Here is a 746-nt window from a genome sequence, read left to right on the forward strand (position 1 = left end):
GAGCCATACAAGCAAGAGCAATAAACTCACCAGTTCACCATGGCAACATTCAGCTACAACTATCTCCTTGTCTTCGCCGTCCTCCTCTCAGGAACCTTCTTAAGCTCCGCAGCTGCTCTCTGCGATAAGCAGGGAGAAGCCGTGCTAGACACCAACGGCAAGCATGTCCGCATAGGCCACAACTATATGATCAAATACACCGCATCCAACAGCCAGAACGGCATGCTTGGTCTAGTCCAAAACAAACAGAGCCAGTGTGAGAAGTACGTCGGGTCAACCAGCCGCCGCCAAGCCGAGTTGGTACACTTCACTTCAGGCACTGATATGTCTGATTCTGAAGATAACACCATGAGGGAGGGTGGCCGCTACGCCTTCAATTTCATTGCACAATGGAACCACCCTTGCAAGCTACCGGGCAGGTGGACAACGGGCAAAGAAAATTCCAATGCCGATTTCACACCAATCGTCGCCGCACAGGATCCAAACAGTAACGACATCCGGAGGAGGTGGTTCGAGGTGAGGAGGGCCGAAGAAGAAAAAGAAGGGTCATACAAGCTATCGGTATGCACCTGCAGCCAGCCGAAACAGTGTCCTTGCGCTGAAGTGGGTATCAACAACCTGAATGGCCAGATTGTACTAGGCGAGGGAGGGGACAGTGTCACCATGAGGTTCGAGAAGGAGCAGCAGCAGCTTGCTAGGAAGATCGCGATGCAGTAGTTTAAGCAACAACTTGGACTGAAGGACGG

General features: G+C 52.1%; 1 protein-coding gene. It reads left to right on the forward strand.

The window, feature by feature from the left end:
- Positions 1-39 precede the first annotated feature (39 nt).
- Positions 40-717: a Kunitz family serine protease inhibitor gene (locus J4G33_RS16850; RefSeq protein ID WP_208057165.1), complete on the forward strand. Its 678-nt coding sequence runs from the start codon at positions 40-42 to the stop codon at positions 715-717.
- Positions 718-746: the final 29 nt, after the last annotated feature.

The organism is Actinotalea soli, assembly GCF_017565425.1.
GTDB classification, from domain to species: domain Bacteria; phylum Actinomycetota; class Actinomycetes; order Actinomycetales; family Cellulomonadaceae; genus Actinotalea; species Actinotalea soli.